Below are 25665 nucleotides of genomic sequence, written 5' to 3' on the forward strand. Positions count from 1 at the left end.
CATTGTCAGCCGGCCCCTCCAGTCGGGAAGCCACTCGAATGGCAGATGAACGACCACCTAACTTGGTGCAATTGATCACTGAATATTAGGTGACTGGCCCTTCATACAAAGTTTGAATCAGAATCGATGAAGATTTATTGAGCGCTTAGATACTTGTCCCATTTAGAAAATGATATGGTGGTCAGAAGATTGTTTATCAATTTTGATAGAAAATATTCATAGCTTTGGAAGATAGATTTGCTACCCGTTTAGCATTCTAGACTTTTGTATCTTGGGTGACTAGCAAGAATTCTGACATGTTCCGCGTTGCTGCTGGCTCCCGTAATTTGAACACGAGTATGATAGCTTCCGTCAGAAACAAGTCTTAAAGTAAAATGTTAAAATTACGGCCTTTGAACTTAACAGATGGCATGGTTCAATCACGACTCATGCCAAATGATTGTTTACTAAGAAACAACGACTAGTTTATCAAAAAGTTGGGGGCCATACTTTTCAGCCTTTGAATGGGATACTGGCTGGAAGGTGTTTCTGACAATGCTCAGCGATGAAATTTCACTTAGCAAGCGTCTTGTGCTTGGTTAGTGAAAGACCAGTATTTAAGACGTGGGTTGTCGGCTTAAATCTGTGTCCATCGCGTTCCAGCGTTGTCAGAAATACCTGGAAGCCGGGGTAGGACGCGGCCACAACAGCAGGTTACGCAAGTTTGCGCTGTTTCCAGCGGGTCCTCGGCTGGCTGCTTTTAAGAATTAGCACAATGCGTATCAACCAAAGGAACCGCGGCGATTCGAGCGCCAGACAGCACCAGTTAAGTCGGATGCAGTCCGAACTGACCGTCACAGTTGACAGCGGTCAGGATAATCGCGAAAATAACAAAGGACCCACCAGTTAGCCTGAGGGTCCAATGGGTGATGGCATAGGTTGACTAGTTAAGCGCCAAAGTTGACGGGCCGGCAATAACCGACAGCGTGCCACCAGGGAACGTAGATTTTTTCATTTTTGACGCCGTTATCCTGCGCGTCAATCATTTTACCGCCGCCGACGTAAATACCGACGTGTGAGATCGAGCCGGTGTTGCTACCGAAGAAGACCAAGTCGCCCTTTTGTGCGCGTTGCTTGGAGATCTTGCGATATTGCCGGTACTGCGCTTGTGCGACTCGCGGTAGGTTTGTTTGAGCCGCTTGTTTGAAGACATACTTGGTGTAGCCGGAACAATCAAACGTGTTGGGGCCGACTGCACCGTAAACGTAGCGGTGACCGAATTTGGATTTGGCGACGTTGTAAAGGTTCGTGAAGGAACGCGTGCTCTTCTTAATGGAACCCGTCTTGACCCAGCCCTTGACACGATTGTTGGCACTCGTGACGTAAGCATACTTGGCGGTGGTGCGGTTGGCGAGCCGGACTTGCCGTTGCTTGGTGACGAACCACGTTGGGTTGCCGTAGCGCTGCAGTTTACCGAGTGATTTGATTTTGGTATTGTTTGCAGGACCGCTCATTTGGTAGAGCCCACCCTGTGAATTCTTAGTCAGATAGGCTGTCTTGGTGACCGCCGTGGTCGTGATGACCCGGTTGGTAGCTTGTGCTTCGACAGCAGGGGCGTGTAACAGACCGACAGTTAGACCGACAATGGCAACGATTAATGCGATAAGACGTTGTTTCATTATGTATTTCCTCCCCGAAATCCCCGTGTCCCATTTCATTATCAAACGTTGACCCTATCATAAGCGGTGAATGTGACAAGGATGTTGCAACGTGATTGCGGTTTGTTTAAATGATTCGAACAGCTTGAATAGCTCGGCAATTCAGAGATTAGAATGTTGACAGGAGTGACCAAAATGGCTTTTTTGAAGATCGATAATGGTGAATTACTCAAAAATATTCGTCAGTTTGCAAAGAAGAACGGTTTGACTTTGGCTGAAGTGGCAACGTTGGCAGGCCTAAGTGCCAGCGCCATCTATAGTTGGAAGAAACACACACCGTCAGTGGGGACCTTGAAAGAAGTTGCCCAGGTGTTAGGAACGAGTTATACCAAATTAGTTGGTAAGGATAAAGAACCGACTGCCAAGGGCGCCAATTCTGCTGCCGTTGATTTGAAAAAAGTGGTCGAGAATAAGAAAAACCAGTTTGAATACGACGGTCAGCCAATTACAGCGGAACAGATGAAAATCATCCGCAACGTGCTCAAGTCGATGTTCAAGACCCCGCGACTTTAATTTTCGGTAAAATGCGGTCCTTTTAGGTGCAACGCCCGCTGGGATAGTGTAGAATATTGCTCAGTTACTTGAATAATTGCTCGCACTGCTTGACGCACTTCGTTGATTGGTGCACAATGGCAACAATTATGGAACGGATTGGGAGATGGGCGTATGAAAAAAGTTACTACCGCATTAGCAAAGAAAAATATCAACCAGTTGTTAACGATTGTTAATCAAGGCCACGATACCATTGAGGTGGAAAATCCCAATACCCAAGATTCAGCTGTTATGGTCAGCATGAAGGATTGGTTACAAATCGTCAGTCAATTGGCCAAGACGAATCATCACGATATGGAATTCAGTTAATGATAAAGATTGGGTGCGGTCGCCGTTAATACGGTACTGGCACTCGCAATAAAAGGTCCCGACACGAATTAGTGTTGGGACCTTTTTTGGATGCGATCATATCTGTCGTTGGTGCGAAGGCAGTTTGGTGGTTTGAAGTTGGTGCTGATTATAACTAATGTCTGGATAGGCAGAGGCGAGGTTGAAATAATGCTTCAGTAATTCGCTAAGCAGGCGCGTTCTTAAGTCCGATGATCACGATGATTAGGTTTTACATAACCACTTGAGTTATCGCAGAATCAATGTGACTGCTTAAATACGGCTACCCGCTGATGCCAGATTACAGGGTCGCTGTTTGGGCCAACTGTTGTTCGATTTGAAGCCCAATTGTATTCATGGTCGACCATTTGGCCTGGTTAGCGAACAGTACCATCGCCACCTTACCGTCCGTGGTCCCGATGTATAGACTGTACAGGCTATTGTCAGCCCCGCCAATGCGTAGGGTGCCATCCGGCCGGTAGTAAATGCCACCTGAATAGACGGGTTGTAGATGATCAGCTAATTCTTGGAAGCCCGCCGGAGTAACTACGTGGCCGTTGACTAGGCTGTTGATGAAGGTGTAAAAATCACCAACGCTAGCATACAGATTACCGCAGCCGAGTTCGCTTGAAAGCAGATTGGTCGAAATCGTGCGGGCGATGGTCACGCCATTGCTGTACGTGTACGGTTGCGGATGAACCGCATTTGCCGGGACTTGGTCGTAGATGAACGTATGCTGCAATCCCAGTGGTGCGACAATGCTTGTTTGTAAGTTATCACGATAGGACTTGCCTGTGAGCTGGTCGATGATGCCGGCGAGCAGGGTGAAGTTGGCGTTGGAATAAGACCAGTGATGCTGATTGGTGGAAGTCAAGTGACTCAACGTGAAGGCAATTGCTTGTTGGTCGTTCGTCAACGCTTGACTAGGTACCGGTTCGCCCATCTCAATCCCGGATGTATGGTCAAGTAGTTGCCGAATCGTGATGGATTGTGCGTACGGCACTTGTGGGTAAAACTTGGCTAGCGTCGTGTCCATCGTTAGTTTGCCAGCGTCGATCAACTGTTGAATCATCGCACCAGTCACTGATTTTTCCAGTGATGCCAATGGATATGCCTCGTCAGCGGTATTGGCGATATGTTGGGGCAGGTTGGCTGAACCGAATGGCAAAATGTGCACACCAGCAGGTCCGTTGTTCGTCAGTAGCAACGTGCCCATGAAATGATTAGCCGTCATCAGTTGGTTGATGGTCTGCAAGGTTTGTTGGGCCGTATACTTGGGTGCTGTTACCGGGGTGGCTGCGGATGCCGGTGTACTAGGCTTTAACGCAGCGCTACTAGACTGGCTAGTCTGTTGGGACTGACTGGAAATGCTGGAAGCTGCCTGACTGGACGTAGCACTCATCGCCGATTTAGCCGTTGACTGACTCGTGGCTGGCTGCGTTTGAGAGGCAGTGCCGCTCTGACTCGTCAATGTAGCTTGACTAGTGGCATTAGCAGCACTGGTCGTTGACTGGCTTGCAGTGGCGTGACCCGTTTTTGTGAGCGCCACTTGACTCGTCGTTGGCCGGCCACTCGTTATCGGTTCGGCCTGACTAGCGACAGCGTGCTTGACTGGCGATGAACTAGCTTGCTGCCCCGGATGAACGACGCTAATTTTATCAGATGCACCGTGCTCGCGATTCGGCAACTGAGCTGGCTTGTCCGCACTGCTAGCTTTCACGACCGTTTTCTGGGATGTGGACGTCACAATGGGAACGGCTGCTGTTGATTTCAAAGCTGAGCTAGCCTGAGATACTGCGGGAACTCGGCCTGCTTGTGGGGCGGTTGCTGGTGCACTGCTGATCCCTGTCGCGCTGGTTGGTGTGGCAACTGGATGGTTAGTGTGCACAATCGCTGTCGTTGCGTGCTTCGTCGGCGCTGTCGTGACCCGAATCCCCTGAGTGGCCGTTGAGCTCATTTGTTGACTGTTAGGTTGTGCCGCAGTGTGATTCAAACGAGGTGCCGCGATGCTTGTCTGTGATTGTGGCGTACGACTAGGTGCGGCGGTTTTGGTTGATTGCGTATGTGGTGTGACCACCTTTACCCCTGGTGCAGAAATGGTGTGCCTGAGTGCTACTGGAGTCGTGAGATGCGCGTTAGTAGGTACGTGTTGACCTGCTGAAATCCCGGTTGTAGCATGCGGTGTGAGCGTGGTCGGGTTAGAACCGGCCGGCGTCGTAAGCGAACCAGCAGGCGTAATCGGGGTCCAGGCGCGGAATCCGTCTCGACCACTGAGTTGATAATATTGCCCATGGTTGGTCCAAATGTGACTGGTGATTCGTAATCGGAGTCGTCTTAATTGTGTGGCTGTCAGTCGTTTAGAAGTGCTCAAGCGGAGATTCTTTGCCGAAATATTGGTCCAAAGTAATGAGCCAACTGGTGGGACAATCGAACCATGAATGGCGCGTTGTCGGATAATAAACAACTTCGGCTGAATACGAGCTGTCACAACTGGTCGCACGACCTGACGACGAACCCAACCTGTGGTACGCCCGCTGACAATGTGGAAATAAGTGCCACCAAAGCCAACGACGGGGTGTTCGAGTTTAAACGTGACGGTGCTCGTAAGGTGGGTGTGGTGGCCGCGTCGTAATTGCCGGCGACTGGTCGGAAGTTGCGGGTACAGTGTGATCGTTTGATAACGACGGATTTGTCCATATAGCGGGCGAGCCCTTTCACTGGCGATACTAGTGAAGCCAACTGAACTTAAACTAATTAGCGTGAGCATGGTGCTTGTAGCAATACGCGTCTTAAGTGTCAAAGTGAAGTCCTCCTGATTACGATTAGATGTGTCAAAGCTGTCCACTAATATAGGCCGTGAATTCCTGCTTTGCACGTCTTTTCGTCGGGATGTTATATTTCCTAACTGTAATCAGTTATCCGCGATTGTTTTTTAAATGAACGTTGATGGTTACAAAAACCATCCCACACAAAAACCGGCCAACGCAGAACGCGCGTTGCCCGGTTACAAGTCAGTCAGCCACAACTAATCTCAAACGAACTAGTTGTCTTGACTTTCAGCGTATTTAGTTTTGATGTAATCGGCGGAGACTTGAAGTTTTTGCAGTTCTTCGTCTGTCAAATCAAGTTGGACTTGTTCGACCACGCCGTCACGGCCAACCACGGCTGGATATGACAAGTAGACGCCGTATTCTTCGCGGAAGTTGGAGACGGGGAGTTCGGTTAAGGCGTCGTTTAAGACGGTGTTCGCTAACCGCACCGCTGCCGTGGCAACGCCGTAGCTGGTGTATTTCTTACCGTGGAAGACCTTGAAGCCGCCTTCACGTGATTCGGCATCGAGTTGATCCAAATCAAGGCCGCGTTTGGCTGCTAATTCGGTGATTGGGTGACCGAGGACCCGGACCGTCGACCAAGCAGTGAATTGGGAATTACCGTGTTCGCCGAGATTGTAGCCATCAACTGAACGGGAATCTAAGTTGAGCGCATGACCCACGGCGCGTTTCATCCGTGCGGAGTCGAGTAACGTGCCCGTTCCGATGACATGGTTTTTTGGCAAACCCGTCACTGCTTGGTAGATCGACGTAATCACGTCCACGGGGTTGGTGATGACGACCATGATGCCGTGGAACCCACTGGCCTTGATTTTTGTCGCAACATCCTTGACCTGGGTGCTCGTGAACGGCAATTCCAGAAAACGGTCGTTGGTTGGGGAGTCCTGTAGCTTGATGTTCCCGATGGCAGAGATGATGACGTCGGTGTCGACCAGGCTACTGTAATCGTTGACGATGATATTGGTATGGTAAGGCAAGTTAGGCATGGCGTCTTGGAAATCAAGGGCGTCTGATTCAACCTTGCTGGTATTGGTATCAATAAGAACTAAGTCGTCGGCAAAGCCATTGGCGACGATGTAGTGTGCGGCGGTGGAGCCAACGTGGCCCATCCCGATAATAGCGATTTTACGTGACATAATTAAACGCTCCTTTAACAGTTTGTCGTTCATTAATTAAATTACCATTATTCTCATCGATTTTAAATAGATTTTGTGAGAAATTTCGAAATCATATTACTGTGAACTAAAATAGGGTATAATTGACGCATTAATGCTGCATTAATAATTGCACCAAGAAGGGGAGGAGCGCGAGTGTTTAAGCGCCTAAAGGAGTCGTCCTTATTATTCTGGTCACTCGAAATTTTAATCGTTGCGACCTTGATCTGGGTCTGCACCAATATTGGCTTTCTATTTCAACCAATCGGCACGTTTTTGAGTGTCGTCTTCATGCCAATCGTGATTTCCGGATTTCTGTTTTACATGCTAAATCCGTTGGTCAAGTTGCTGACCAAGATCCATTATAAGAAGTTTCACATTTCACGGACCGGGGCCGTGGCAATTGTGTTTGTGCTATTATTCGGAATTCTAGCTTGGGGTGCCGTTTCCCTGTTACCACGACTGGTGACACAGGTTACGCAACTGATTTATAACTTACCAAGCATTGCGACTGAGATGCAAAAAGTCGCCACCAAGATGATCAGTAACAGTTCGGTCTTGCAAAAAATCGACATTACCTCATATACCAAGCAGTTTAATGGTGAAATTAGTAAGTATGCTCAGAACTTCCTGTCCTCGTTGTCAAGCAGTGTTGTCACCGTCATTTCGACGATTACTAGTGTGACCATCATGGCCATCACGATTCCCGTCGTGCTGTTTTACATGTTGAAGGACAGCGAGAAGTTTATTCCGGCCATCAGTCGGTTTTTACCGAAGAAGCAGCGTCCGGAAGTCATTGGCTTGTTGCAAAAAATGGGTGATACGATTTCCAGTTATATCAGTGGTCAGGTCATCGAGTGCTTATTCGTTGGGACCTTCACCGCGATTGGTTATATCCTGATCTCACAACCCTATGGCTTATTGCTGGGCGTGATTGCTGGGTTGACCAATATTATTCCGTACGTTGGACCGTACATCGGAATCGCGCCATCACTGATTGTGGCCTTCACGCAATCACCAATGCAAGTCGTTTACGTCATCATTGTCGTGGTCATCGTGCAACAAGTTGACGGTAATCTGATTTATCCGAACATCATTGGGCGGACGTTGAAGATTCATCCGTTGACGATTATTATTCTTTTGTTAGCGGCCGGCAACATCGCTGGGATCCTTGGGATGATTCTGGCAATTCCGTTCTACGCGGTAGTTCGGACGGTGGTCATTTACTTGTACAACATTGTGGAACTGCGCAATGAGGAGCATCTCCGCAAACAAACGACTGTCTACCAGCCGCAACCGGCCAAGGCGACGCAAGCCAGCACCCCAGCTAATAAAAAGTCATCCAAGTCCTCGAAGTAAGGCGTGAATGTGGCAGGCAATGAGCTGGATTGAAGCGATTTAATCTCGAAACGTAGCGTCATATATTCAGAGATATCCAATGAGCCCAATTGAAACGGTGCGGCTTTGAAACGTGGGCGCCATGTTCACTGGCATCCAGTGACGATTTTCCATCAATGCTTGGAAGTGGCACTGTGAGACTAGGCGAGTGACCAGTAGTTGCGTTGATTAAATCGGGTCTCAATATCACCCGTTTCATGAGTATCACAAAAAAATCAGGTTCCCGAGCAAGGTCTCAGGAACCTGATTTTTTAGGATGACCGGTATTGCACCCACAGTGAGCCAATGCCCAGTCAGATTCAGTGGATGAGGTGAGTGGCCACGCCATTGTTAAAGCATCACGCACCAAACACCACCCACATTCAATGTCAGAAAATTAATGGAACACCGCGTTGAGTGCCAGCACACCACCGAGCCCGCAGACCGCGATGATCGTTTCTAGCACGGTCCAGGTCAGTAACGTCTGTTTGACCGTCAAATCGAAGTATTCGCGGAACATCCAGAAGCCCGCATCGTTGACGTGAGAAGCAGCCACACTCCCGGCACCAATCGCAATCACCATCAGCGCGGGATCAATACCGGCTTGCGTCATTAATGGCGCGACTAAGCCCGCAGCGGTCAGGGCTGCAACGGTCGCAGAACCCAGTGAGACCCGCAAGATAACGGCAACAAGCCAACCTAAGATAAGTGGGGAAATGCTGCTGCCACTGAAGAGTTGGGCAACGGCTTTACCAACACCACCGTCAATTAAGATTTGTTTGAAGGCGCCACCGCCCCCGATAATCAGGAGGAGCATCGCAATCGACTTGGTCGCGTCTTCAACCGTGGCCGTGATGGCTTTATGGGACTTGTGTTGGTGAATCCCCATTGACCAGAGTGCAAATAATAGCGAAATCAACATGGCAATCCCGGGCGCCCCAATCAACCGCACGATTGAATCGATAGTTGACGGATTCTTAGGCGTGACGCCGTGGTCAACGACGAGTTCGTAGACCGTTGTGATCGTCATCAAAATGACTGGGAAGAGGGCGGTTAGGACACTGAGGCCAAAACCAGGCGCTTCGGAGACTTTGAATTTGCGTTCAGAACTACTGAGTGGCATCTTAGGCTTGCCAGCAAAGGCGTCTGGCACCATTTTCTGGGCCCAACGTGAGAACAAGGGACCCGCGATATAGACCGTTGGAATCGCAATGATGATCCCAAATAGCAGCACGTGGCCGACATTGGCGTTTAGCGTCGTGGCAATCGCCGTGGGTGCCGGATGTGGTGGCAAGAAGCCGTGGGTCACGGACAACGCCGCCCCCATTGGAATCCCAAGATACAACACTGGCACTTGCGCTTCGATGGCAATCGCAAAGACGATTGGAATCAGCAGGACGATGCCGACTTCAAAGAACAGGGCAATCCCGATGATGAAGGAAGCCACCACGATGGCAATTTGGAGCCGTTTACGACCAAAAATATCGATTAAGGTCGTCGAAATGGTATAAGCACCACCGGCGTCGGCGACTAAGCGCCCGAGCATGGCACCGAACCCAAAGACGAGGGCCAGTTCGCCCAGTTGACCACCAATCCCATTTTGAATACTGGTGGCGATCTTCGTCAGCGGCATTCCTAAGCCGATTCCCACCACGACCGCGGTGACGATCAGTGCGATGTAGGTGTTCAGCTTGAATTTAATAATGAGTAATAATAGTAAGATTATTCCAAGTGTTAGAACAACGAATGGCATGGTGTACACTTCCTAACGATTAAGAGTTGCGATTTCGTGATACAGTGGCGCGAGTTGCGCAGTCACGTGGTCGAAAACGACTTGGTGTTGGTGATACAGTTGATGATTGGCTGCGTTGGGTTGATACGTTTCCGTTGCGCCAATCATCGCGTGGATCGCGTTTAAATCATCGATGTGTCCTAGGGCTTTCAGTCCAATCACGGCAGCGGCCAGACAAGAACTTTCAAAGCTGCTTGGAATCGTGATGGGTTGGCCGAGGACATCGGTCAAAATTTGACGCCAGAGACTAGAGCGGGCAAAGCCACCCGTGGCGCGAATCGCATGGACTGGTTCGGCTGCGGCAGTCAGTTGGAGCACGGTGTTCAAATTCATGACGATGCCTTCGAGCACGGCGCGTGCAATGTCGGCCTTTGTCGTGGTCGTCGTCACACCGAGCAGTGAACCGCGCGCATCCGCGTTCCACAGTGGGGCCCGTTCGCCACTCAAATAGGGATGGAATAACAGGCCGTGCGCACCAACGGGAACGGTGGCCGCAAGCGCTGTCAACTGGTCGTAGGGGTCTTGTTGGTGGTCGCGTGCAACTTGCGATTCCGTCGCAAACAATTCATCGCGGACCCAGCGGAAGACTTGACCACCGTTATTGATGGGGCCGCCGACGATCCAGTGATGCGGGGCCACGTAGTAACAGAAGAGCCGGCCTTCAGGGTCTAAGTAAGGTTGTTTCGTCATGACCCGTACGGCGCCGGATGTCCCAATCGTGATTGCGGCCACGCCGGGTTCGTCGGCGCCAACGCCCAAGTTAGAGAGTGCGCCATCGCTAGCCCCCATGATGACTTTGGTGGCCAAACGTAACCCTAGCTCACCAGCAGCAGTCGGCGTCAAGCCGTTGATCACCGCATCCGTATCAACTAACGGTGGGAGTTGGGCCCGCGTCACTTGAGCGTAGTCGAGGGCGGCGGGTTCCCAGTCAAAGTTATACAGGTTGAAGAGGCCGGTCGCGTTGGCCATCGAATAATCCATCTGCAACTGTCCCGTCATTAAGTAGATGATGTATTCTTTGATACCGACCACGTAGCGGGCTTGGTTCAATAAGTCTGGTTGCTGGTTGGCAAACCAGTGTAACTTGACTAGTGGACTCATCGGATGAATCGGGGTCCCGGTCATCTCATAGAGTTGCTGGCCGAGTGGTTGAGCCTTTAAGGCAGCGGCATCCGCAGCGGCGCGATTGTCTGCCCAGGTAATCACACGCGTAAGCGGTTGCTTATTGGCGTCTAATAAAATCAGGCTGTGCATTGCTGAGGAGAAGGCGATTCCTTCGATCTCATCGGTGGCAATCCCGGCACTTACTTGGTGAATCGTGGCTTGAACGGCCTGCCAGATTTCTTGCGGATCTTCTTCCGCAGTCGTCACTGTATCGTGATAGAGTGGGTAGCCGACGTTTGCGCTGGCAATGACGTGGCCTTGATGGTCATATAAGACCGACTTGGTACTTGTAGTTCCTAAATCAGTTCCGATTAGGTAAGTCATGGTGCAGGTTCCTCCTATTCGTGGTCGACAGCGTGGCCGCCAAATTCGTTGCGTAATGCGGCAACAACTTTACCCGTAAAGGTATCATCCGTGGTAGACCGGTAGCGCATCATCAGTGCCATGGCAATCACCGGCGTGGCCACTTGTTGGTCGAGGGCGGTGTCTAGCGTCCAGCGACCTTCGCCGGATGAATGCATGACCCCTTTGATGTCGTCCAAGTTACCGTCTTTACTGAAAGCGTCTTGGGCGAGTTCCATGAGCCAACTGCGGATGACGGAGCCGTTGTTCCACATCTTGGCGACAGCAGCGTTGTCATAAGTGAATTGACTATGCTGTAAAACATCAAAGCCTTCACCTATTGCTGCCATCATACCATACTCAATCCCATTGTGAACCATCTTCAAGTAGTGACCGCTACCAACTGGGCCGGTGTACAAGTATCCATCGGGTGCTGCAATTGCTTGAAATAGCGGTTCGACGACTTTGAATGTCGCAGGGTCGCCACCAATCATAAAGTTACCATTGTGGCGAGCACCGGCTTGACCACCGGAAGTCCCAACATCTAAAAAGTTGATGTGTTGTGCGCCGAGTTGTTCGCCGTGGCGGATGCTATCTTGGTAGTGGGAATTGCCACCGTCTAAGACGATATCACCGGCACTCAGGCTATCGGCGAGCTGGCTGATGACACTATCCGTAGCCTTGCCAGCTGGCACCATGATCCAGATCACGCGAGGAGACGGCAGTTGTGCGACTAAATCAGCTAAGTCCGTCGCCGTCGCGATGCCTTGTTGGGCAGCTCGTTGTAAGTTATCGGGGTTAAGGTCCATCCCGACTGCAGTGTGTCCATTGTCATGCATGTTGAGTGCCAAGTTCATGCCCATTTTACCTAAACCAATCAATCCTAATTTCATCATTAAAACCCTCTTTTATATGAAAATTATTAATCACTTTTTGTATTCGCTTTCATTGTAATAAAACTATTTACAAATTTCAACCATATTTATGTAAAAAGTTTTCAACTAAATGTAAATAAAGGCAACCAGCCCTAATTTGACGGGGCTGGTTGCCACAATAAAATTTTTGTTAAATGGCGGACCAAGCTGTCGACCCGATACTTGGGAAGAGGGTGACGAGTTGTTCGCGTTGGGCGGGTGTCAGTTGATATTGAATGGCCGGTAGTAACGTGTTGATGGTGTTATCGGCTTGTTCACCCAATTCAGCCGCCGCGACTAAGCGCTGTTGGTCATCAGTCACGACCAGGTTATGTCCCTGGACGTCCCGCGTCGTCTGGCGGAACCAATCATCTTTCAAATCGCTGACGGTCACGTTGACGTCACTCGCATCGGCACTTGGAATCGTCCCAACTTGGGCGAGTCGTGGTGAGGTGAAGACGACAGATGGAATGGCTGGGTATTGAATCGCCGCGTTGGTGTCACCCGTGAATAAGTGGGTCAGGTACTGGGATTCAAAAATCGCGGTTGGCGTCAACTTGGGCTGAGACTTGGCAATCACATCACCAGAGGCGTACACACCAGCGACACTGGTTTGTAAGTGGTCGTCGACGGTGATGCCAGCCTTGTTATAGGTCACGCCGATTTTTTCGAGTCCGAGGTTAGCGGTGTTGGGTTGCCGGCCAGTCGCATCAAGGACCCAGTCAGTCGTCACTTGGTCGTCTGCACTCGTGACGGTCAGCTGGTCGCCCGTTTGCTCGATGGCGGTTGGCACCCAGTCACGCCGAATATCTAAGCCCTGGTCTTGCAATTCGGCCAATAAACGTTCAACGAATGGTTGGTGGAATTGCCGCAGCGCTTGGTCGCCGCGCATGAGGAGGGTGACCTGGCTACCAGCTGTCAGTGCCATGTTAGCAAATTCCAAGCCGATGTAGCCGGCCCCGATGACCGTAATCCGTTGTGGCAGGTCAGTCAGGTTTAGAAAGTCGTTGCTGTCATGGGCGAGTTCGGTGCCAGGAATGTCCAAACGGTGCGGATGTTGACCGGTCGCAATCACGATCTTGTCTGCGCTGTAAGTTTGATTGCCGACTTGTAACGTGTGGGCGTCCACAAATTCGCCGCGACCATGAATCAGCGTCACACCTGCTTGCTCCATCAGACCGGCAATCATGTCCGGTAAGCCTTCGATGACGGCCCGTTCGTGCTTGAAATTGGCATTCCAGTCGATTTCAGGGCCGCCAGTTAGGCCGTAGCCTTGAAAGTTCGCGACTTGGTTCTTGATTGCCACTGGTTGATCCAAAGTGATTTTGGCGTTGCAACCCCGGTTCGGGCAGGTTCCACCAATCAAATCAGTTTCGATCACACCGACTTTTTTGCCACGGGCAGCGAGCGGAATCGCACCATCAAAGGTCCCATGTCCACTACCGAGATATAACACATCAAATTGTTCTGCCATACAAAACATCCTCCTCATTGATAGACTGATAGACTGCAAAACTGAACGTTTAAAACAATTACATTGTACACAACTTAATTCATGAAACCAAACAAAAGGCCATATTATTTTTTTATTTGGCGGACTGAAACCGATTAATATCCGAATAAAACGCCTTTGTAAAGTGAATTTTCGATAAATCTCGCCTGGCACAGGGGTGGTACTGGATTTTTTGGTCAAATATCAGTAAAATATGTAAGGCTATGTTTTTTTACGGTGGAACGGTAGCACCGTGGACGTTGAATATAAAGGTAAGATGAAAGGAATTTTTAATGAATAAGACAGAATTAACCGCCGCGGTCAACACCCGGCGCACCTTTGCGATTATTTCTCACCCGGATGCCGGGAAAACGACGATTACGGAACAGATGTTGTTGTTCGGGGGCGTCGTTCGTCAAGCTGGGACCGTTAAAGCCCGGAAGAGTGGTAATTTCGCCAAGTCTGACTGGATGGAAATCGAAAAGAAGCGGGGCATCTCAGTCACTAGTTCCGTGATGCAATTCGATTATGATGGCAAGCGGATCAATATCCTGGATACCCCAGGGCATGAGGATTTCTCTGAAGATACGTACCGGACCTTGATGGCGGTGGACTCCGCTGTCATGGTGATCGACTCGGCTAAGGGGATCGAACCACAAACCAAGAAGTTGTTCCAAATTTGTAAAATGCGTGGGATTCCGATCTTCACGTTTATGAATAAATTGGACCGTGATGGCCGCGAACCACTCGACCTGTTGAACGAAGTCGAAGAAGTTTTGGGCATCGAAACGTACCCAATGAACTGGCCAATGGGGATGGGTAAGGGCCTTAAAGGCTTGTATGACCGGTACAATCACCGCGTTGAGCTGTATCATAACGAAGCGAAGGGAGAAACGTTCTTACCGTTGGACGATAACGGCGAACTCGACCCTAGCAACGAACTGACCAAGGACAGCATTTACCGCGATACCTTGGACGAAGTGGAACTCATCAATGAAGCCGGCAATGATTTTGACGAAGCTAAAGTCATGGCTGGTGATATGACACCGGTCTTCTTCGGTTCCGCGTTGACCAATTTCGGGGTCGAAACGTTCCTGAAGACTTATTTACAGTACGCGCCTAAACCAGCGGCGCACAAGACCCGTGACGATGAAGTCGTTGAACCAACCGATGATGAATTTGCGGGCTTTGTCTTCAAGATTCAAGCTAACATGAACCCCAACCACCGGGACCGTATCGCCTTTGTCCGGATCTGCTCAGGCGAATTTGACCGTGGGATGGACGTCGTCTTACAACGGACTGGCAAGAAGATGCGCCTGAACAACTCGACGCAATTCATGGCAGACACACGTGAAACGGTGGAAACGGCGGTTGCTGGCGATATCGTCGGCCTCTACGATACGGGGAACTTCCAAATCGGTGATACGATCTATGCCGGCAAGCACGCCGTTCAGTTTGAAAAGCTCCCTCAATTTACGCCAGAACTCTTCATGCGCGTCACTGCCAAAAACGTGATGAAGCAGAAGTCCTTCCACAAAGGAATCGAACAACTGGTTCAAGAAGGGGCCGTTCAGCTGTACACCTCGTACTCGACTGGCGACTACATCTTGGGTGCCGTTGGTCAACTGCAGTTTGAAGTGTTCAAGTTCCGGATGCAAAATGAATACAATTCTGAAGTCGTCATGGAACCAATGGGTAGTAAGACCGCACGCTGGATCGACCCTGACCAGCTGGATGAAAAGATGTCCAGTTCGCGGAACTTACTGGTCAAAGACCGCTCAGGCGCACCGCTATTCCTATTCGAAAACGCCTTTGCCGAACGCTGGTTTGCTGACAAGTATCCAGATGTTAAATTGACGTCCAAGCTTTAATCACAGGTCGTTTGTTTAATCGTGATTCAACTGTCGTTATTTGTTAGCTGACAGTAGGCCGTGGTAGAACTTTTAGACCATTTTGACTGTTTGACCGTTTTCGCGCGGGGTACCGTGTTTGTAAATTCTAATAATACAAAAGTAGTGGTATAGAAGTTATCCAATCGGAGCTTCTATACCACTTTTTTATTATCGAAGGTGAAGTGAGCAGTGAATTCATTTGAAACTGCCTGCATTGTACTCGTTGAGTTGTCATGAATCAGGGTTAAGGCATGCCAGGTGGGATTGTTGTTCGTCAGCTGGTGATCTCCTTATTCCGACTTCCGGGGCCGGCTGACAACGCTGGAACAGGGCGGACATCGATTTGAACTTACGCAGAAAAGCACTGCGCAATTTCAAATACGAGTCTTCTTCTAGCCCGGGAAGACCACCCGGACAAGAAGAACTTCGCCCTTGAGCATTGTCAGCCAGCCCCTACAGTCGGGAAGCCGTTCGAATGGCGGATGAACGGCCACCTATCTGGGTATAATTGACCACCGAATATTAACTGACTGGTCCTTCAAGCAAATAATTAATCAGTATCGTTAACGCTTTATGGTACTTGAGTATTATTGACTAATTTTAATGGCGATTAGCTTTGAATTCAGCCGATAAAATTACCTTCGTTTATAATTTGAGGCTTTACTAACTCAGACGATCAGAGGAAGTTCTGACAGTTTCCGTGAAGCTCCTGATTCGAAAAACTGAACCATGGGAAAGAAAGTTTAGCGATTGTTAGAAAACAATCTAACAGTTAATGTCAAATTCACTCTATCTCAAGGAACCAACGACTAATCCAACAGAAAGTTGAGTCCGCACATGTCCGCCTTTCGAATACTGTCCCCGGCAGGAAGGTGTTCTGGGCAAGGCCAAGTGGTGAAATTTCACTTAGCAAGCGCCCTTTGCTTGGTTAGTGAAAGACCAGTATTTAAGACGTGGGCTATCGGCTTAAATCTGTGTCCACCGCGTTCCGGCCATTGCCCAGAATGCCTTGAAGCCGGACTAGGAAACATCCACCACAGCAAGTTTACAGTAACTCGCACTGTTTCCAGCGGGTCTCAGCTGGTAGCACTTGACCTTAGAAAAGGGTATGCCTTAATCATCTTTAATGCCAAGGAATAACTAGCGCAGATTACGTTTTACTGTTAGGTACAGCCTCACAATGATCACGTAAAGTTACCATGTGAACCAACCGTTGCAATCAGCGGCCACACTGGACTTACGCTACAATCAGTGACAATGGATAATGGGGGCGATTGAGATGAAGCGAAGTATGCGGGGCTTATTGGGGTTATTGGTTGGATTGGGATTATGGGGAACCACGACAGCGCATGCGGCACCGAATCTGGTACGGTGGCCCGCGGTGCAACCGCTGACGGCTCGTACTTGCACGTTGCAGGAGAAGCAGACGAAATTATATCAGTTGAACCATGCCACGATGCATCTGACGGCCACCGGGACCGCTAAGCTGACGACCGGGTGGGTGCGCGTCGGCCAAGTGATGGTGACACAGAATGGTCGCTTAGTCACGTACTGGCAAGTGCGCAATGCACGTTTGCATCGCGCTGGCTGGGTCTTAGCCGATGCCGTTCATGTGCCCCGGCACCTCATCAAAGGACATCGTTACCCCGAAACGAGCGCCGATGTCGGTCAAGACGACGTTTCAACGGCGAGTTGCCATTACTACTGCGGGGACATCCCGCTATCTCTCACTAGTGGGTGCCGGTCGGTATACGCAACCGCGGGTGATTTTTCATCCGACGGCGGCCTATCTAGCCACGATGGGTGTGCAAAATAAGCCGGATACCTTGCTGCAGCAAGCCGGTTATCGCGACCACTACCACTTCAAAACGGCGTTGTATTTACCGCAACAACTGGGGACTCGTAACTTGGGTGATCCGCAGAGTGCCGCTTTTTCACTGAATAATCGCTATTTATACGTCATGTATGTCGATGACCAGCAGCCGGGGCAAGCGTCACAAGCTGGCTGGGTCGTGCGCTATGACTGGCAACGGCTGATGGCGCTGGGTACTGGCCGACCTGGCAAAATGGCGATGTTACGGGTTGCCGCTGCGCACCAGTTTGATGGCAAACTGACGGCGTTTGACCGCCAAGTGTTAGCGGCGATTGAGGTTGGGCCCGAGTTTACTGCCGGACATGCCCAGTCATTAGCGCTTAATCCGCGGACGAACGAGCTATGGTTCATTTCAAATGCCGCGCGTAACCAAAATGACACGATCACTCGTTTGAATACGCAGTCGCTTACCCCCGATGCGCGGGTAGTCTTTACGACTGGCCGCGGACATCTGGGCGATGAGTTGGCGTTTGATGAGAACGGCACCGCGTATTACTGGACGCACGCTAGCCAGTTGCGGACCAGCAAAGTCGACTTGTATCGCGGGTCGATTGCGACGACGGGTGTGCACTTCGAGGCGGCCACAGAAGGACTCGCCAATAATCCGGGCTTTTTTGCCCAATCGACGGGGTATGATGAAGCGACCGGCAAGCTTTACTTGGTGGCAGATGAAAGTATCACCTCACTGCCAGTCGCTAAGTGGGGTCGTTGGACAGCGCACCAAGTCGGCGAGGCTAATTTTGCCGGACAACGTGAATTTGAAGGGCTAGTATTCATGCATGGTGTTGATCAGGGCTTCTTGTTGACTAATCGCGGGACGGAATTGATGTGGATGGTTGTCGACAAGCAGTCTTAACGTATTGTGGGTGCTAATTTGTCATGAATCATGTCCTGGTACAATTGACCATTGAGCACTTGGGAACTGGATCATCAGGCGAGCTTTGGGTTTGCTTAATATAATTGGATAGTGTGATTAAAAATAACTAAAATGATTTAGAAGGGAAGAGACCGTTATCAAAAAAATAAGCTTTAACCCAAACTTTTTTAAGACATTGCCTTTTTGGCTAGGGATATTAACAGTAGTGGGATTGATCGGTGATCCCATTCTACATTATCATTCATCAACTGGTCCGTGGTTAGCGATAATTATTGCGATTATATTGTTTGTGGCAGCATTTATACAAAAAAATAAATAAGCGGTCCGCGTTGTGCTAGTTAGCTCTAATTTTGCTCATTGGATGAATAAGCAAACGTTGTGTCTGAAGATTAAAAAGGCAACAGTGGTGCACCCCCAAGCTTGGAATGCACCACTGTTGCCTTTTGACGTTGTCTTCAGTTCGTATGTTAAGCAAACGGTGGGTCCAATTGCGTCAAGTAACGCCCGGGCAAGTAACCTTGGTCTTGCAGGCAATACCAGACGACACCGTTATCGTCCGCTAACCGTTCGATTAAGTTGACTTGGTCACCGTGGGTAACAGTCGCTAAGTAGCGGCCGTACGGTTCAATGTACGTATGCACTTGTTTACCAGGAACAAAGCTCACAATCCCAGTTTGCCGGACCGGACGTTGATTCTGCACGCGGTAGCCAGCCGGAAGCTTGAGTAAGAGTTGGTCGCCGGTGGTCAGTTGCAGATGGGTTTCTGGAATCCACTGGTCGTCGCCAATCGCATACCAGGTCTCATGCGTCACTAAGCGCACGCGCATGTACGTTTTATAAGTGCTACCTGGCTGTAATTTAGTCAGATAGTTGGTAGTCGTTGCGCCTGGATAGGGGTAGACCGCGGTTTCGTGGTTGATTTGAATAAAACCGGTGCTGAGGTCGGTCTGTTGCCAGTTCTCATTTCGATAGAAGAACAGGACGGTCTTCGAAGTCGTCGTGTACTCTCCAGTCACGTCACCCACGGAGCGGAGTAGTTTAAACCCGGCGACGGTCGGTGCGCTGACTTCGTAAGGGGTTCCTAGTTTCCCCCGGTACATGGTCGGCCGACCAATCAGCTCGCGGCGGTCAATATCGTAGGCGTACATCCAGACGGGTTGACCAGCTTGGCGCTCGTAAGTGAGTGTGATGCTGGCCTGTGGTTTGGTGAACCAGCGCGTGAGACCGTCGATGTTAACAAGGTGGTAACCAGCAATACTGACAGCGGGCAAGTGGATTTCTTCACCAATGATTCCCGCAATCATGTCGGCTGGTTGTAGCGTATTACCGGCTTGGTCTAAATGGTGGACCAAGATCAGTGCTTCGGTTTGGTTGGTCGCCAGAGTGTCTGCGCGCTGTGCGGTGATGGCCCGGGGCGCAGCTTCTTCCGTGGACGCCGCGGTAGTTTCGGTGCTAGCTTCGGTACTATTTAATGCGTGTAGCATCCCTTTTAGCCGGTCAAGAAACGACACGTGACCACTCCTTTCATTAATAAATTAATTATCACTAGTATAACGCATTCACCAGGCTTCTGACACGCCTTAAATAAATTGTAAACTTCCATTTTTCAGAGTCGTGTATACTAAGATTGTATGACGAGGGGGCCTGAAAAATGAATTTGAAACAATTACGCTATTTCTTGGCGGTGGCTGAAGAGGGGCAGATGACGGCAGCGGCCAAACGGTTACACGTCGCTCAACCACCATTGAGTTATCAAATCAAACAACTGGAGCAAGAACTCGGGGTGACGCTATTCAACCGGCTACCTCAGGGCGTGACGGTGACGGCTGCTGGCAAACTATTGGTTGGCTATGCCCAACAACTGACGCAATTGTCAGCGACGGCCGAAAATAAAGTCCGCGCTTTGGCACATGGGATTACTGGGACCATCAATCTCGGAACCGTGTCTTCTTCGGCGGGAGTGATCCCGAATCCGGCGCTGCGCAAGTGGTTACAGCAGCATGCGGACGTCCAGTTGTCTGTGACAGAGGGCAATACTTACGAGCTACTGGATGATTTGCACAAACGCCTACTGGACGTGGCCGTGTTACGCACGCCATTCAACGGGCAGCATCTGGTGTGTCGCTACTTTCCGTCGGAGCGCATGGCGGCGGTGTTGCCCAAGCAGTACACGCAGTTTACCCATCGGCGCCAGTTACGCTTGAGTGACTTAGCACCGTTACCATTGATCAAGTATCGTCGTTTTAACGAGCTCTTTCACGTCGCTTTTTTGGAAGCGGGCTTAACGCCGCACTACTTGATGACCTGTGACGACGCGCGGACCGCGATGCATTGGGCCAGCCGCCAGTTAGGTGTTGCCCTGGTACCACGCTCACTAGCAGAAACTTATGACGGCGGGGACGTGCTGATTCGGTCGTTGGCTGATCACCGGTTCGAAACGCATTTAGCCTTAGTGACGACCAACGAAGCTTTGGAAACGCCGTTAGTGGCCGGGTTTATGGCCCAATTTGAGCAAGCACGACCGTTAGACAACTTTCATTAATTAGCTATCTAAAAATTTAATCGCAATTAAAAAAGAGATTGCCGGATTGACGCACTTGATGACGGTTACAGCCAATTTCTCAGTGAGATGATTTATTTTAATGAAAATGTTGTTAAATGCTGTCATGTCGGCGTTCTCAGGCTGGATATTTAAAAATTAGATATGCCCTTAATTAAATGGTACACTTACTATTGAAATTTAAAGGGTGAAGGTGAGTAGGATGATTTATTCGTTGGCATTAATGCTCGGCGTCGGGGTGATTGCCGGTATTTTTGGGGCCGTCTTAGGGATTGGTGGTGGCATGATCGTCACGCCGATTCTGACGTTAGGCCTGGGATTAGATATTAAATATGCCATTGGCGCAAGTATCATTGCCGTGATTGCGACCAGTTCGGGTTCAACCATCGCTTATTTGCGGGATGAAATGTTGAACTTACGGGTCGCGATGTTTTTGGAAATTGCGACCACGGTCGGTGCCGTCCTTGGGGCCGTGTTGACCGGGGTGCTGCATGCGACCTTCCTGTACTTCTTATTTGGCGCGTTACTGGTCTTTACGACCTACAACATGATTCGCAAGTTGATGAGTAAGACGGGTGAGTTACCGACAGTCAAGGATGATGCCTTGGCAACTAAGTTGAATTTAAATGGCACCTACTATGATAAGGCCCTCAAGCAACAAGTCGACTATCAGGTCGAAAATGTGCCTGGTGGTTTTACGATGATGTTTGGTGCTGGGTTTGCCAGTGGCTTACTCGGTATCGGGAGTGGGGCGTTTAAAGTCCTCGCCATGGATACCATCATGCACATGCCACTCAAGCCGTCTTCTGCGACCTCTAACCTAATGATGGGGGTCACGGCGGCTGCCAGCGCGATGGTTTACTTCTTTAATGGTTCTATCAAACCAGGGATTGCGGCGCCGTTAGCTATTGGTATCATCGTCGGGGCCTTGATTGGGTCGCGCATCATGACGCGATTGAAGCCACGTCTGATCCGAATGATTTTTGTGCCAGTGATGCTCTATCTGGGCATTCAAATGATTGCTAAAGGATTCGGGGTGACCATCTAATGGATAAGCAAAAACCAACGAAAGAACAGGAAATGCACGCCGTTGAAATGATGATTGGTTACATTTTACGAATTGGCGTGATCGTTTCGGCGGTTGTGATTGTCATCGGCATGCTACTAATGTTGATGACGGGTAATGGCGGCTATGCAAATGGCATGGAGCCCCACACCGTTGCGGCTATTTTAGCTGGCGTAGTGGCCTTGAAACCATATGCCGTCATCATGTTAGGTCTCTTCCTATTGATTTTAACGCCGACATTGCGGGTCGCTGTCTCAATTTACGCGTTTGCCGTTGAACGTGACCGCCTCTATGTCTGGATCACGACCGTTGTATTGGTGATTCTGATTGTTGCGTCAATTATTGGCTATTTGGGAAATTAACTTCGAAAGTCAAAAGCGGCCAGCTGGGATTTGCTCGAAACACTGCGAGTTACTGTAAACTTTCTGTGGTGGCGACGTCCTACGCCGGCTTCCAGGCATTCTGGGCAATGGCCTGAAACATACTAAGCTTAATGGTGGACATGTGAAAGTTGTGTTCCGACAATTGTCAGCCAGCCCCGGAAGTCGGACTAGGAGCTCACTAGCTGACGAACAGTAATCCAAACCGGCACAATTTGATTATGATTTATGACCAATTAACTAGCACAATATGTACAATTATAATTATTAAGAGAATGCTGATAAAAATCAGCATTCTTTTTTTGATTCAGGGGTTTTAGCTGTTTTGACTAACGCAAAAAAGTCAATTTGAGGGCAATAATTGCCAAATTAGAATTATTTATTAAGAAAATTTGCCGATTGTATTCGCTTGCTAATTCAACGCGCCTGTGCGATGATAAATCCTGATAAGACGGCGTTTCAAAGCGTCTTTATCAATGAGGATAATAGTCAAAAAACAGAACAGTTAAGATAATTATGACGAAATAATGATAAAAATTAGAGTTTAGGATTGATTTTAATTTATTTATAATATACAATTACTTTAACTTTTCGAGGGAAAAGCACACACAAATCATTTTAAGGTTAGGGGTTGGGTTTTATGAATTTTAAAACAGCTGCAAAAGTAACCGTCGTTGCTGGCGCATCCGTCTTATTCTTAGCGGCTTGTGGCTCAAGCAAGAGCTCATCAAGTTCGTCGAAGCAAACGGCCAATTGGACCGAATCAGCAGAATTACCAACGATGGATATTTCTAAATCTACCGATGTCGTTAGTTCTAATGCACTGAATAACACCAACGAAGGGTTGTATCGTTTAGGGAAGAACGGTAAAGTCACTCCCGGAATTGCAAAATCCACTAAAGTTACTAATGGTGGGAAGACATATACGTTCACTTTACGGAAGAACGCAAAATGGAGTAACGGTGATAAAGTTACTGCCAAAGACTTTGTTTATGGTTGGCAACGGACCGTTAATCCTAAGACTGCGTCACAATACGCATACTTATATTCAGGTATCAAAAATGCTGACGCCATTGTCAACGGCAAGAAGCCAGTTTCAAGCTTAGGGATTAAGGCTGATGGCGACTACAAGTTGACCGTTACCTTGGATAAGCCAATTGCTTATTTCGACAAGTTAATGGGCTTTGTTAACTTCTTCCCACAAAATGAAAAAGTGGTCAAGAAGTATGGTTCTAAGTATGGGACAAGCAGTAAGGCAATGGTTTATAACGGCCCTTACAAGATGACTGGTTGGACTGGGACAAACCTTTCTTGGACCTTGAAGAAGAACAACGATTATTGGGACAAGAAGAACGTCAAGATGGATTCTATCAAGTACCAAGTTGTCAAAGACGCTTCAACTGGCTTGAACTTGTTCAACTCTAACAAGGTCGACTTTACGACGCTTTCTAACGAACAAGTTAAGAACTACAAGAATGACAAGAACTACTTAGTTCGGAAGACCGCTTCAACGTTCTACGTTGAATTCAACCGTGATGATAGTAACGCAACCTTGGCAAATGCCTTCAAGAACAAGAAGATTCGTCAAGCCTTGTCACTAGCTATCAACCGGAAGTCCTACGTTAACAATACGTTAGGTAACGGTTCAACCGTTTCTAAAGGTTATGTTTCTGAAGACTTAGCCGAGAATCCGAAGACGGGTAAAGACTTCACGAGTGATGCTGCCGTTCCATCTGCCGTTGAATACAACTTAACCAAGGCCAAGAAGCTTTGGAAGGAAGGTATGAAGGAAATCGGCGAAAGCAAGTTGAGCATCAAGTTGCTTTCTGATGATACCGATGGCGCCAAGAAGTCAACTGAATTCATTCAAGGGGCTTGGGAGAAATTACCTGGTTTAACTGTTTCTAACCAAAATGTACCGTTCAAGACACGTCTGCAACGGTCACAAAGTGGAAACTTTGACACGGTTATCTCCGCATGGAACGCTGACTTCACTGACCCAATTTCCTTCTTATCACTCTTTACGTCAGACAACTCATACAACAACGGGAAGTATGACAGTGCTGCATACGACTCAGCTGTGAAGAAGGCTGAAGGCGCAGACTCCAACAACAAGAGTGCACGTTGGGCCGATATGGTTGCAGCTGAAAAGCAATTGATGAATGATCAAGGGGTCATCCCAATTTATCAACAAGCTTCAGCAACGTTGACACGGAGTAATCTCAAGGGCATCATTTACAACACGGCCGGTTCTCAATATAACTTGAAGTACATGTCTGTTAAATAATGATGTAAATCTACAGTAATAAAATGTGTGTGCTTTAACTGAACGAATGTGAAACAAAGGGGTAAGGATTGACACATTGTTAATCCTTACCATTTTGTTTTATAATGAGGGATGTCATTATTTTTTAAGTCGATTTTAATAGAATGCGAGGAATTCTCATGAGAAAGTATCTTTTAAAGCGGATATTTTACTTGTTCCTGACATTATTCATTGTGGCAACCGCCACGTTCTTCTTAATGAAGTTAATGCCTGGGACTCCGCTTCAAAATGAAGCTAAATTGACGCCGAGTGAAAAAGCGTCGATTTTAGCCCAATATGGGTTGGACAAACCCGTTTGGTTGCAGTACTTCATCTACATTGGCGGCATCTTCAAAGGGAGCCTGGGGTTATCCTTCCAGTTCTCTGACCAAGCTGTCAGCTATCTGATTGGTAGTCGGATGGGCCCGTCAATGCAGTTAGGTGGCCAAGCACTGGTCGTTGGGATTATCTTAGGGATTATCCTGGGTGCCGTGGGAGCCATCAAGAAAGATACTTGGGCTGACCGCTTAGCAACGATTTTATCGATTTTAGGCATCGCGGTACCAAGTTTCGTCTTAGCCATCTTGCTACAGTATTACCTGGGCTTAAAAGTCGGTTGGTTCCCAGTTGCTGGTTGGGAAGGATTTGCTTACACGATCTTGCCAACACTGGCGCTGGCCGCAAGCCCGTTGGCCGAAACGGCGCGGTTTATCCGGACCGACATGGTCGATGTACTGAGTTCAGATTATATTGAACTTGCGAAGGCGAAAGGGCTATCGAAGTTTGGCATCGTTTATCACCATGCCTTGCGAAATAGTTTGATTCCAATGGTCACCTTGATTGGACCACTGGCTGCGGCGTTGATGACCGGTTCCATGGTTGTTGAAAATATCTTCTCAGTACCCGGGATTGGGGAACAATTCGTTAAGTCGATTTTGGTTAACGATTACCCAACCATCATGGGTGTGACGATTTTCTACTCAGCACTGCTTTGCTTACTATTATTGTTGACCGATATCGTCTACGGAATTATTGATCCGCGGATTCGTTTAAGTGGAAATGGGGACTAG

Annotated in this window: 18 protein-coding genes; 10 read left to right on the plus strand and 8 right to left on the minus strand. The window is 48.9% G+C overall.

The genetic code is table 11. From position 1 onward, the window contains the following. Nucleotides 1–926: 926 nt before the first annotated feature. Nucleotides 927–1658 (minus strand): C40 family peptidase, encoded by a 732-nt coding sequence (locus MZO40_RS13945; protein ID WP_252133357.1) that lies wholly within the window; start codon nt 1656–1658, stop codon nt 927–929. Nucleotides 1659–1832: 174 nt separating this feature from the next. On the opposite strand from MZO40_RS13945, the gene MZO40_RS13950 reads away from it, so the two are divergent. Then, nucleotides 1833–2210: a helix-turn-helix domain-containing protein gene (locus MZO40_RS13950; RefSeq protein WP_003638258.1), complete on the plus strand. Its 378-nt coding sequence runs from the start codon at nt 1833–1835 to the stop codon at nt 2208–2210. Nucleotides 2211–2363: 153 nt separating this feature from the next. Beyond that, nucleotides 2364–2558, plus strand: coding sequence for a type II toxin-antitoxin system Phd/YefM family antitoxin (locus MZO40_RS13955; protein WP_021337480.1), 195 nt, complete (start codon nt 2364–2366; stop codon nt 2556–2558). Nucleotides 2559–2877: 319 nt separating this feature from the next. Here MZO40_RS13955 and MZO40_RS13960 read toward each other — a convergent pair whose 3' ends face one another. Together MZO40_RS13960 and MZO40_RS13965 are read right to left on the minus strand one after the other, a co-directional pair. Further along, nucleotides 2878–5376: a serine hydrolase gene (locus MZO40_RS13960; RefSeq protein ID WP_225367292.1), complete on the minus strand. Its 2499-nt coding sequence runs from the start codon at nt 5374–5376 to the stop codon at nt 2878–2880. Between the two features lie 240 nt (nt 5377–5616). After that, nucleotides 5617–6543 (minus strand): L-lactate dehydrogenase, encoded by a 927-nt coding sequence (locus MZO40_RS13965; protein WP_003638261.1) that lies wholly within the window; start codon nt 6541–6543, stop codon nt 5617–5619. A gap of 174 nt (nt 6544–6717) precedes the next feature. Here MZO40_RS13965 and MZO40_RS13970 point away from each other — a divergent pair, with 174 nt between their 5' ends. Continuing rightward, the gene (locus MZO40_RS13970; protein WP_105962156.1) at nt 6718–7920 is read left to right on the plus strand and encodes an AI-2E family transporter; all 1203 of its coding nucleotides are present in this window, start codon (nt 6718–6720) and stop codon (nt 7918–7920) included. Nucleotides 7921–8335: 415 nt separating this feature from the next. Here MZO40_RS13970 and MZO40_RS13975 read toward each other — a convergent pair whose 3' ends face one another. The 4 genes from MZO40_RS13975 to MZO40_RS13990 all read right to left on the minus strand — a co-directional run bounded on the left by MZO40_RS13975 (nt 8336) and on the right by MZO40_RS13990 (nt 13624). Next, nucleotides 8336–9691 (minus strand): gluconate:H+ symporter, encoded by a 1356-nt coding sequence (locus MZO40_RS13975; protein WP_003638263.1) that lies wholly within the window; start codon nt 9689–9691, stop codon nt 8336–8338. A 12-nt stretch (nt 9692–9703) separates the two neighbouring features. After that, on the minus strand, nt 9704–11218 hold the full coding sequence (locus tag MZO40_RS13980; protein WP_065674612.1) for a gluconokinase: 1515 nt from the start codon (nt 11216–11218) through the stop codon (nt 9704–9706). Between the two features lie 14 nt (nt 11219–11232). After that, nucleotides 11233–12129, minus strand: a complete 897-nt coding sequence (gene gnd, locus MZO40_RS13985) for a phosphogluconate dehydrogenase (NAD(+)-dependent, decarboxylating) (RefSeq protein ID WP_105962157.1) — start codon at nt 12127–12129, stop codon at nt 11233–11235. Between the two features lie 172 nt (nt 12130–12301). Continuing rightward, complete coding sequence (locus MZO40_RS13990) at nt 12302–13624, minus strand: NAD(P)/FAD-dependent oxidoreductase (RefSeq protein ID WP_122218025.1); 1323 nt, start codon at nt 13622–13624, stop codon at nt 12302–12304. 311 nt (nt 13625–13935) lie between these two features. Here MZO40_RS13990 and MZO40_RS13995 point away from each other — a divergent pair, with 311 nt between their 5' ends. Together MZO40_RS13995 and MZO40_RS14000 are read left to right on the plus strand one after the other, a co-directional pair. Beyond that, on the plus strand, nt 13936–15513 hold the full coding sequence (locus MZO40_RS13995) for a peptide chain release factor 3 (RefSeq protein WP_050340357.1): 1578 nt from the start codon (nt 13936–13938) through the stop codon (nt 15511–15513). Nucleotides 15514–17195: 1682 nt separating this feature from the next. Continuing rightward, nucleotides 17196–18263: a hypothetical protein gene (locus MZO40_RS14000; protein ID WP_252133358.1), complete on the plus strand. Its 1068-nt coding sequence runs from the start codon at nt 17196–17198 to the stop codon at nt 18261–18263. Nucleotides 18264–18751: 488 nt separating this feature from the next. Here MZO40_RS14000 and MZO40_RS14005 read toward each other — a convergent pair whose 3' ends face one another. Further along, nucleotides 18752–19795: a MucBP domain-containing protein gene (locus MZO40_RS14005; RefSeq protein WP_252133359.1), complete on the minus strand. Its 1044-nt coding sequence runs from the start codon at nt 19793–19795 to the stop codon at nt 18752–18754. Between the two features lie 140 nt (nt 19796–19935). Between MZO40_RS14005 and MZO40_RS14010 the strand changes: the two genes are divergently transcribed. The 5 genes from MZO40_RS14010 to opp3b all read left to right on the plus strand — a co-directional run bounded on the left by MZO40_RS14010 (nt 19936) and on the right by opp3b (nt 25665). Beyond that, nucleotides 19936–20826, plus strand: coding sequence for a LysR family transcriptional regulator (locus MZO40_RS14010; RefSeq protein WP_088769765.1), 891 nt, complete (start codon nt 19936–19938; stop codon nt 20824–20826). 220 nt (nt 20827–21046) lie between these two features. Further along, complete coding sequence (locus MZO40_RS14015; RefSeq protein WP_003638271.1) at nt 21047–21892, plus strand: sulfite exporter TauE/SafE family protein; 846 nt, start codon at nt 21047–21049, stop codon at nt 21890–21892. Continuing rightward, nucleotides 21892–22272 carry a DUF1634 domain-containing protein gene (locus MZO40_RS14020; RefSeq protein ID WP_105962160.1) on the plus strand — a complete coding sequence of 127 codons (381 nt, stop codon included), beginning with the start codon at nt 21892–21894 and terminating at the stop codon, nt 22270–22272. Before MZO40_RS14015 ends, MZO40_RS14020 begins: the two co-directional genes overlap by 1 nt. 658 nt (nt 22273–22930) lie before the next feature. Beyond that, nucleotides 22931–24577: a peptide ABC transporter substrate-binding protein gene (locus MZO40_RS14025; RefSeq protein WP_252133360.1), complete on the plus strand. Its 1647-nt coding sequence runs from the start codon at nt 22931–22933 to the stop codon at nt 24575–24577. A 158-nt stretch (nt 24578–24735) separates the two neighbouring features. Beyond that, on the plus strand, nt 24736–25665 hold the full coding sequence (gene opp3b / locus MZO40_RS14030) for an oligopeptide ABC transporter permease (protein ID WP_003638274.1): 930 nt from the start codon (nt 24736–24738) through the stop codon (nt 25663–25665).

Source organism: Lactiplantibacillus sp. B652 (assembly GCF_023806745.1).
GTDB lineage: Bacteria > Bacillota > Bacilli > Lactobacillales > Lactobacillaceae > Lactiplantibacillus > Lactiplantibacillus pentosus.